The 7666-nt window shown below is 60.9% G+C and carries 7 protein-coding genes and 1 pseudogene; 7 read left to right on the top strand and 1 reads right to left on the bottom strand.

Going from position 1 to position 7666, the window contains the following annotated elements; genetic code table 11:
* From G454_RS0114200 to G454_RS0114175, 6 genes are all read left to right on the top strand, one after another.
* A partial coding sequence (locus tag G454_RS0114200; protein WP_027719134.1) for an aldehyde ferredoxin oxidoreductase C-terminal domain-containing protein occupies positions 1-608 on the top strand: 608 nt, incomplete at its 5' end.
* Between the two features lie 188 nt (positions 609-796).
* Positions 797-2002: a CaiB/BaiF CoA transferase family protein gene (locus G454_RS0114195; RefSeq protein ID WP_027719133.1), complete on the top strand. Its 1206-nt coding sequence runs from the start codon at positions 797-799 to the stop codon at positions 2000-2002.
* A 25-nt stretch (positions 2003-2027) separates the two neighbouring features.
* Positions 2028-2777, top strand: coding sequence for an IclR family transcriptional regulator (locus G454_RS0114190; RefSeq protein ID WP_051276484.1), 750 nt, complete (start codon positions 2028-2030; stop codon positions 2775-2777).
* A 21-nt stretch (positions 2778-2798) separates the two neighbouring features.
* Complete coding sequence (gene acd, locus G454_RS0114185) at positions 2799-3959, top strand: glutaryl-CoA dehydrogenase Acd (RefSeq protein WP_027719131.1); 1161 nt, start codon at positions 2799-2801, stop codon at positions 3957-3959.
* Positions 3960-3982: 23 nt separating this feature from the next.
* Positions 3983-5524 (top strand): acyl-CoA carboxylase subunit beta, encoded by a 1542-nt coding sequence (locus tag G454_RS0114180; protein ID WP_027719130.1) that lies wholly within the window; start codon positions 3983-3985, stop codon positions 5522-5524.
* Positions 5525-5553: 29 nt separating this feature from the next.
* On the top strand, positions 5554-5769 hold the full coding sequence (locus G454_RS0114175; RefSeq protein ID WP_027719129.1) for a biotin/lipoyl-containing protein: 216 nt from the start codon (positions 5554-5556) through the stop codon (positions 5767-5769).
* 154 nt (positions 5770-5923) lie between these two features.
* Here G454_RS0114175 and G454_RS0114170 read toward each other — a convergent pair whose 3' ends face one another.
* The gene (locus G454_RS0114170) at positions 5924-7234 is read right to left on the bottom strand and encodes an RNA-guided endonuclease InsQ/TnpB family protein (RefSeq protein WP_027719128.1); all 1311 of its coding nucleotides are present in this window, start codon (positions 7232-7234) and stop codon (positions 5924-5926) included.
* 241 nt (positions 7235-7475) lie between these two features.
* Here G454_RS0114170 and G454_RS19405 point away from each other — a divergent pair.
* Positions 7476-7666 (top strand): annotated as a pseudogene (locus tag G454_RS19405) (ISLre2 family transposase); the annotation flags it as partial.

Below are 7666 nucleotides of genomic sequence, written 5' to 3'. Positions count from 1 at the left end.
CCGCAGGGGTAGCGCGGCTGCTGTACCAGATAGCCTACCGGCGGGGCATAGGGGACCTCCTGGCGGAAGGCACCAAAGTAGCGGCGGAAAAGCTGGGGCTTAGCGACATAGCCGTACACGTCAAAGGTTTGGAACCGGCGGGTTACGACCCGCGGGTCTTACAGGGCATGGGGCTGGCCTACGCCACGGCGGCGCGGGGTGCGTGCCACCTGCGGGCCACCTTTTACAAGCCCGAGCTGGCGGGGATCATCGACCCCAAGGCCGTGGAAGGCAAGGCGGAGCTGTTCATCGACTACGAAGACCGGCTGGCCGTCTACGATGCCTTGATTCTCTGCCGCTTTTACCGCGACCTCGTGCTGTGGGAGGACCTGGTGGAGCTGGTGAACGTGACCACGGGGCTGGGCGTGGACGTGGGGGACTTGCGCGTCATAGCCAGGCGCATTGTGGAGGCCACGCGGAAATTCAACCTGCGCGAGGGGTTAACGAAAGAAGACGACAGCCTGCCGCAGCGCTTCTTTACCGAGCCGCTGGAGAACGGAGACGTTCTGCCGCGGGAGAATTTTGCGCGGCTCTTGGCCGACTACTACCGCCTGCGGGGGTGGGAGTGAGGCCGGGGAGAAAAAGCAAGCTTTCGGGAGGATTTGGGGGCAACAGGAGGACAATTGCGGAAAACAATGAATTATCAATAATTTCAATGCAATTTTGCCGTTCACATGGCAGCGCCTGCTGCAATATAATTTTTATGCAACATATGAAATGCGTTTCACATTATGAAATAGCTAGGGGTGAGTTGGGGATGCCCGCAAACGGCAAGACCGGGCTGCCCCTGGAAGGCATCAGGGTGCTGGACATCTCCCGCGTGCTGACGGGGCCTTTCTGCACCATGATCCTGGGCGACCTGGGGGCGGAGGTAATCAAGGTGGAGATGCCGGGGGTGGGGGACGAAACCCGCGCCTGGGGGCCGCCCTTTGTGGGCGGGGAGAGCGCCTACTACCTGAGCATTAACAGGAACAAGAAGAGCATTACCGTGAACATGAAGGACCCCCGGGGCAGGGAGATCATTTACCGCCTGGCCCGGCAGGCCGACGTGATGGTGGAAAACTTCCTGCCCGGCACGGCCAGGCGCCTGGGGGTGGACTACGAGACCATAAGGGAGATAAACCCGCGGATAATTTACTGCTCGCTCTCCGGCTACGGCCAGGACGGCCCCTGCGCCCAGCAGCCGGCCTACGACCTCCTCATGCAGGGCGAGGGAGGGCTCATGTCCATCACCGGGCTGCGGGACGGGGAGCCCGTGAGGATCGGCGTGGCCTTGGTGGATATAGGGGCGGGCATGTACGCCGTGATCGGTATTTTGGCAGCGCTTTTGGCTCGCCGGGAAACGGGGAGGGGCCAGTACATCGACGTTTCGCTTTTGGACACGGAGGTTTCCTGGCTGAGCTACGCGGCCAGCAACTACTTTGCCTCGGGGAAGAACCCGGTGCCCATGGGCTCGGCACACCCCTCCATCGTGCCTTACCGGGCCTTTCGCGCCAAGGACAGGTACTTCATCCTGGCCGTGGGCAACGACGCCATCTGGCAGCGCTTCTGCAAGGCCATGGGGCTGGAGCACCTGGCCGACGATCCCCGCTTTGTCACCAACGAGATGAGGGTCAAGCACCGCGAGGAGTTGGAGTCCCTCCTGGCGGAGATCTTTGCTACTGAGGAAGCCGCCCACTGGATTAACCTCCTGCAGGAGCACAGGGTGCCCTGCGGCCCCATTAACGCCATCTCGGAAGTGGTTTCCCACCCGCAGGTCCTGCACCGGGGTATGGTGGTGGAGATGGATCACCCGCAGGCGGGGAAGGTTAAGGTGGTGGGGAACCCCATTCACTTTGGGGAATTTTCCGTGCAGTACCGCCTGCCGCCGCCCCTCCTGGGGCAGCATACGCGGGAGGTCCTGCGGGAGCTGGGCTACAACGAGGAGGAAATCGAGGAGTTAAAGGCAGGCGGCGTAATCTAGCCGGTATTAAGAAAAAGGCTGGTGGATGATGAGCAGTGCCCTGCGCAAGGCCCTGGAAGTCTTAATGGCCCTCTCCGCGGAGGGGACAAGGGAGGGCTTGTCCATAAAGCAGCTGGCGGAGCTGACGGGATTTCCCCCCAGCACGGTGCACAGGTTCCTGCAGGTGTTTAAGGAATTCGGCATGGTGGACCAGGACGAGGAGACAAAGAACTACCGGCTGGGCCCGCAGTTATTGAGGATGGGCCTGCAGGTGAGGGGCCTTTTAGACCTGCGGGAGGCCGCCCTGCCCGTCCTAAAGGAGCTCACCGCCCGCACGGGCGAGGACTCCTACCTCACCGTGGCGCAGGGGAAAACGGGCGTCTTTCTGGAGCGCGTGGAAGGTCCCCGGCCGGTGAAGGTCATCGAGCTGGTGGGCAAGGAAATGCCCCTGCACCGGGGGGCGGCCAGAAAGGTCCTGCTCTCCTTCATGGACGACGAGTTCATTCGGGGGTACCTAAGGGAGGTGGAGGGAGGGGAGGAGGCGCCCGGCCGGGCGAGCCTTTGGGAGGAAATAAAAAAGATCCGGGAAAGGGGGTACGCCGTCACGCACGGAGACTACCTGGATTACGGTTTCGGCATTGCCGCTCCCGTGCGCGACTTTTCCGGCGCCGTCAGGGCCTCCATCGGCATCATTGGTGTGAGGGAGCAGCTTACCGAAGAACAGCTGCGCCATCTGGTGGAGGAAGTTAAGGAGGCGGCCCGGAAGCTATCCCGCAAGATGGGTTATTACGGCTGAAAGCTGGAAGGGGGAACGAAGATGAACTTTGACCTGCCGGAAGAACTGCAGGACATTCAGAAAGTGGCCCGGGACTTTGCGGAAAAGGAAGTGCGGCCCACCGTGGACGCCGACGACAAGGCCCACCGCTTCCGCCGCGACCTGGTGAAGAAGATGGGCGAGCTGGGCTTTTTGGGCTGCATCATACCGGAGGAGTACGGCGGCAACGGCCTGGGGTACCTGGCCATAGCCATACTGTGCGAGGAAATTGCCCGCGTGCACAGCTCCCTGCGCATCATCTTTGCCGCCAACACCTTAGGGCCGGGCGTGACCATCTGGCGCTACGGCACGGAGGAGGCCAAGAGGAAGTACCTGCCCGGCCTGGCCAGCGGCGATCTCATCGGGTGCTTTGCCATGACGGAGCCCAACGCCGGCTCGGACGTGGCGGCCATGAAGACCCGCGCCGTGCGCGACGGCGATTACTACGTCTTAAACGGCAGCAAGATGTGGATCTCGCTGGCCCCGGTGGCCGACATAGCCCTGGTTTACGCCTACACCGACCCCACCCAGCGGGCCAAGGGCATGTCCGCCTTCATCGTGGACATGAAGAGCGAGGGCATCACCGTCGACCCCATTAAGGAAAAGCTCGGCAACTGGGCCTCGCCGGTGGGCAGCATCACCTTTGAGAACGTGCGCGTGCCTAAGGAAAACCTTTTGGGCCAGGAAGGCCAGGGCTTTGCCATCTGCATGCAGCAATTGGACAACACGCGCCTGGCCTCGGCTGCCGGGGCGGTGGGCGTGGCCCAGGCCTGCCTCGAGGCGGCCGTAGAGTACGCCAACACCCGCGAGCAGTTCGGCCAGCAGATCGGGCGCTTCCAGATGATCCAGGACTGGATAGCCCAGATGGTGGTGGAAATTGAGGCGGCGCGCCTGTTGACCTACCGCGCGGCCTACCTCAAGGACAAAGGGGTGCCCAACACGCGGGAAACTTCTATAGCCAAGCTCTTTGCCAGCGAGATGGCCAGCAAGTGCGCCGACTACGCTTTAAGGATTTACAGCGCCTACGGCTACTCCGAGGAGTACCCCGTGGCCCGCTACTTTCGTGACGCCAAGTATTACCAGATAGTGGAGGGCACCAGCAACATCCACAAGCTCATCATTGCCTTAGACGCCCTGGGCTACCGCAAGGCCAACCGCTCATAGATTGCGGAGGAGGAGAGGAGCGCATGGACCGCTACCAGGAGCTAAAGGAGAAGAAAGAGAAAATCCTGGCCATGGGCGGCCCCAAGGCCGTGGAGCAGCAGAAGAAAAGCGGCAAGTGGACGGCCCGCGAGAGGGTGGAGTACTTTTTTGACCCCGGCACCTTCACGGAAATAGGCATGTTTGTGCGCCACCGCACCACCGCCTTTGGCATGGACAAAAGGGAAGTGCCCGCGGAAGGCGTGGTGGTGGGCTACGGCAAGGTCAACGGGCGCTACGTCATGGTGGCCTCGGAAGACTACACCTCCATGGCCGGCACCTTTGGCGAGTACCACGGCAAGAAGTTTGCCCAGGCCATCGACATGGCCAAGGAAATGGGCATCCCTTTTGTGAGCATGAACGACTCCGGCGGCGCCCGGCTGCAGGAGGGCATGGACACCCTGGAGGCCTACGCCTGGCTTTTCCGCTCCCAGATCCTGGCCTCGGGCATCATTCCCCAGATTGCCCTCCTCATGGGGCCCTGCCTGGGCGGCCAGGCCTACCACCCGGTAATGATGGACTTTGTCTTCCAGTGCAGGAAGACCGGTTTTATGGGCATAGCCGGCCCCGCCTTTGTCAAGACCCAGCTGGGGGAAGAGATAAGCTTAGAGGCGCTTTGCGGCGTGCAGGTCCACGCCGTGAAGACCGGCCAGACCCACGTGGTGGCCGAAGACGACAAGGACTGCCTGGACAAGGCCAAGGAGCTTTTGAGCTACCTGCCGCAAAACAACCGGGAAAAGCCGCCCCGCATCGACACCGGGGATGAGGCGGAAAGGCTCATCCCCGAGCTGGACGGCCTGGTGCCCGAAGAGGCCCACCTCCCCTACGACATGCACGAGGTCATCCGCCGCGTGGTGGACAACGGCGTTTTCTACGAAATCCTCAAGGACTTTGCCAAAAACGTCATTGTCGGCTTTGCCCGGATTGCCGGGCGCTCCGTGGGCATTGTGGCCAGCCAGCCCAACATCATGGGCGGGGTCATAGACTGCGACGCAGCGGACAAGGTGGCCCGCTTTGTGCGCTTCTGCGACCTCTTCAACATACCCCTGGTCAACTTCCACGACACCCCCGGCTACATGATCGGCTCGTACGAAGAACACAAGGGCATTTTGCGGCACGGGGCCAAGATGCTCTACGCCTACATTGACGCCACCGTGCCCAAGGTTACGGTGATCGTGCGCAAGTCCTTTGCCGGCGCTTATCTGGGCATGTGCTGCAAGGACACCGGGGCCGACTTTGTCTTTGCCTGGCCCATAGCTAGGGTGTCCATAGTAGGGGCGGAGACGGCGGCCAGCGTCATCTTTGCCAAGGAGATAAAGGCCGCCGAGGACCCGGCCCGGGCGGCGGCAGAAAGAATCCAGCAGTACCGCGATTTCTACGAGAACCCCTACCGCGGCGCGGAAAGGGGCTACATCGACGACATCATCATGCCCAGCGAGACCAGGAAGTACGTTGCCCGGGCGCTGGACCTCCTGGAGAACAAGCAGGTGGCCAGGCCCTGGCGCAAGTACTCGAACATTAACCTGTAATCACGCCCTTGTAGAGGAGGGAGTGGAGGATGGCCGTGGCGGTGAACGCTCCCATGGCGGGCAAGCTCCTCGCCGTGAACGTCGGCGTGGGCGACCACGTAAAGGAAAACGATCCCGTGGCCGTAATGGAGGCCATGAAGATGGAGATAAAGATTTTCTCCCCGGCCAGCGGCGTGGTGAAGGAGATTTTGGCCAGCCCCGGGCAGGTGGTCGGCCCCGAGACGGTAATTTTGACCCTGGAGTGACTACCTCTCCACACCTGAAGGTGTGGGGCTTCCTGGCGGCAGGTGCGCGCACCTGCCGGGTTACACCGGTGCGAGCGACCCCTTTCAACCCGTTGCCGGAGGGTCTCCCGGAGGGGACCGTCACTTCCGTCCCGACTACGCCAGGTGCCGGGTTTCAAGCCGCAGCCCTCGGCGATACTTGCACGAATTTGTTGGACCTCTTGTCCCAGCGCCAGACTCTGGGTTCCCCGAAGGCGAAGGGTAGTTCCCTGCCGGTGCAGCTACCGAAGAGGTACTGCTTCAGCAGGTTGGCCGCACCGTTGAGGTCGGCCTGCAGGATTAACCTGCACTTTCCGCACACCCACAGGCCGCGGTGCTTCCGCCAGGCAGGGTTGCGGGCACCGCAGAGGCAGCACGTGGAGGACGTGTACCTTTCCGTCCAGGGGTCGGTCTGCACGCCCCTCATGAGGTTCTTGTAACGCTGCTCTGCGTGCAGCCGGTCGTAGGCCATCTGGTTGATCTTCTGAGTAGCCTTCCTGCCCTTCATTCCGGTGCGGGCGGAGCGGCGCAGGTCGGTCAGGTCGCCCACCACCGCAAAGGCCACACCCTCGGCTTCGTCCAGCTCCGCAAAGAGCTTCGTCAGGGCGTGTTCCATCTGCCTGATGCGGCGATCGAGCTTTTTCAGCCTGCGGATTTTTGCGGAAAGACATCTCCTCCACCTGCGGGAGCCTTCCTTTAAGCGACTCATCTTCTCCTGGAAGTCAGCTATGGTTTTGTTCCTGTACTGCACCTGGGAGAGAATTTCCCGGCAGATGAAGAGGTCCAGAGCTCCGTTTAACGCGGCCCGCGCGAAAGTCGCAGAGTTGTAGTCGTATGCCGAAACGGCGCCCGTCCGGTAGACGGACACAACTCCCAGGTCGAAGGTCACGTGGAGCACCAGGTTTTCCACCTTGCGGCGGAGGACCGCCTTCACCCTGACCTCGACCGGGGTGCCCTTCATTCCCGTGCCATCGGGCAGGGTGACCACGTTCCACCCTTCGGGTAGTGCGACTTTAATGGGTTCCTTCTTCCGGGAGAGCTTCAACACGAGGGCGTTGTCTTTAACGTCAAAACCCTGCCTCTTCCAGGTGACGGTGCGGAGGTGGTTCTTCGGCTTGAAGCTCGGCGGGTTCATTTCAATGTGGCCGTTTTCCCTGTGCTTGCGGTAGCCCGACACGGCCTCAAAATACTCTTCCACCACCGCTTGGGCCGACTGGGAGTGCAGTTCGCGCCACGCGGCGAAGGACTTGAACTTCGCCTTGAGTTCCGTTTCCGTCGGCCAGCGGTTCTCCTGCTTGAAAGTTTCGCGGCTGTGCCAGACACAGGAGTTCCAGATGCGGTTGGCAGCCAGCATGGCGGGCTGGAAAAGCGGTAGCATTTCCAGGCCCAGCGGGAATTGTTTGGTCAGTAGAAGGCGGTGGGGATGTGATTTATCGCTCCAGGCCACACCTTTCACCTCCCTTCTTCTGGGACGTGGTACCCGAGTTAATTGTAGCACAAAAACCTGGCCGCCGCTCTCATTCTGCCCCCTAAAGGAGGCAGGCCTTCCCGCGGCGGCTCTATATAAAAAATTAAAAGGCCGTGTAAAATTTCAGTAGGCGCCAGAAAGGAATAAGCCCCTTGAAAAAGAAATGAGACCTCGCTCCCAAAAAACCACCAAAACTCAAGCTAAAGGAGTGTGAGGTCTCATGTTAGACATTCGCCACATAGTGGGTGCAGTCCTTCTTTTTGTCACTGGTCTGATTAAGTTAATCAGTGAGAGCAAGGATTTTTATGAGCTTGAGAGAGGCATTCACGAACTTTGCCAGAAGGTGTGCAACCAAATTCTTACCTGGGCCCTGGAACAAATGGATGAGCGTCTGATGCGCGAACGTGACCG

This window comes from Desulfovirgula thermocuniculi DSM 16036 (assembly GCF_000429345.1).
In the GTDB taxonomy this organism is placed as follows: domain Bacteria; phylum Bacillota; class Desulfotomaculia; order Desulfotomaculales; family Desulfovirgulaceae; genus Desulfovirgula; species Desulfovirgula thermocuniculi.
Note: the sequence above shows the minus strand (reverse complement) of the source record. Positions and strands in the feature narration are given on the sequence as shown.

What these genes read in the sequence shown, in the direction of transcription:
- G454_RS0114195 (WP_027719133.1), top strand. Translation starts at nt 797, where the DNA reads ATGCCCGCAAACGGCAAGACCGGGCTGCCCCTGGAAGGCATCAGGGTG.
- G454_RS0114190 (WP_051276484.1), top strand. Translation starts at nt 2,028, where the DNA reads ATGATGAGCAGTGCCCTGCGCAAGGCCCTGGAAGTCTTAATGGCCCTC.
- acd (WP_027719131.1), top strand. Translation starts at nt 2,799, where the DNA reads ATGAACTTTGACCTGCCGGAAGAACTGCAGGACATTCAGAAAGTGGCC.
- G454_RS0114180 (WP_027719130.1), top strand. Translation starts at nt 3,983, where the DNA reads ATGGACCGCTACCAGGAGCTAAAGGAGAAGAAAGAGAAAATCCTGGCC.
- G454_RS0114175 (WP_027719129.1), top strand. Translation starts at nt 5,554, where the DNA reads ATGGCCGTGGCGGTGAACGCTCCCATGGCGGGCAAGCTCCTCGCCGTG.